1 protein-coding gene is annotated in these 1,292 nt (G+C 78.2%); it reads right to left on the bottom strand.

What is annotated here, in order from left to right; all coding sequences use genetic code 11:
* On the bottom strand, positions 1-1,236 hold a 1,236-nt coding region (locus ACFV4F_RS35240; RefSeq protein ID WP_380508871.1), incomplete at its 3' end, for an RNA polymerase sigma factor.
* Between the last annotated feature and the right edge of the window lie 56 nt (positions 1,237-1,292).

Raw genomic sequence — 1,292 nt, 5'->3', positions numbered from 1 at the left:
GCGTCGGGGCCCCGCGGCGCGCGCGGCGCCCGTCCGCCGCCCCGCCCGGCGGACGCCCCCCGCGGCCCCGGCCGGGCGGCCCAGCCGGCGCAGGAGGTCGGCCCGCGTCGCCGGCAGCAGGTGGTAGCCGGCCAGCCGGGGGTCCTCGGCCAGCCGCCCCACCAGGTCGAGGCCGACCGCCGGGCCCTCGGCCATCGCCCGCGCCACGGCCTGGTTCAGCGCGACCACCGGCGAGGACGTGAGCTCCGCGAGCAGCCCGTACAGCCGCGCGATCAGCGCCCAGTCGGCGTCCGCGGCCGTGGGGGCGGTCGCGTGGCAGGCGGCGACCGCCGCCTGGAGCTGGTAGAAGCCCGGCCGGGCGGCCCGGCGCGCGGCCGTGTCGAGGACGGCGCAGCCCTCCGCCACCGACGCGGCGTCCCACCGGCGGCGGTCCTGTTCCTCCAGCGGCACGAGCTCGCCGGCCGCGTTGACCCGGCCCGCGCGGCGGGCGTCGTGCAGCAGCATGAGCGCGAGCAGGGCGAGGGTCTCCGGCTCGTCGGGCATGAGTGCGGACAGCAGGCGGGCCAGCCGGATCGCCTCGGCGCAGAGGCCGGTGCGGATCAGTTCGGCGCCCTCGGTCGCGCTGTAGCCCTCGTTGAACAGCAGGTACAGGACGGCGAGGACGCCGGCGGTGCGCTCGGGCAGGAGGGGGCCGGGCGGCACCCGGTACGGGATGCCGGCGTCGCGGATCTTGGCCTTGGCGCGGACGAGCCGTTTGGCCATGGTCTGGTCGGAGACCAGGAAGGCGCGGGCGATCTCGGCGGTCGTCAGCCCGGCGAGGGTGCGCAGGGTGAGCGCGACGCGGGCCTCCAGGGGCAGCGCCGGGTGGCAGCAGGTGAAGATCAGCCGCAGCCGGTCGTCGGCGATGCCGCTCTCGTCCGCCTCCTCCGCGCCGTCGCCGTCCGCCGGGGCCGGCCCGGGGTCCGGGTCCATGGCGACCTCCCGGAGTTTGGCGGCCTCGGTGCGGGCGCGGCGCAGCCGGTCGACGGCCCGGTTGCGGGCCGTCGTGATCAGCCAGGCGCGCGGGTTGTCGGGGACGCCGTCGCGGCCCCAGCGCTCCAGCGCCTTGGTGAAGGCGTCCTGGGCGCACTCCTCGGCGAGGTCCCAGTCCCCGGTCCAGCGGATCAGGACGGCGACGATGCGGCCCCACTCGGAGCGGAAGGTCTCGGCGACGGCGTCCGCCGCGCGGTCGGTCAGCGCTCCCAGATCGGTCTCACCTCGATCGTCCCGGGCCGGGCGCCGGGGATCTTGGT

Source organism: Kitasatospora sp. NPDC059722 (genome assembly GCF_042733235.1).
Classification (GTDB): Bacteria; Actinomycetota; Actinomycetes; order Streptomycetales; family Streptomycetaceae; genus Kitasatospora.
The sequence above is the reverse complement of the archived record's forward strand: the minus strand, read 5'-3'. Positions and strand labels throughout refer to the sequence as shown.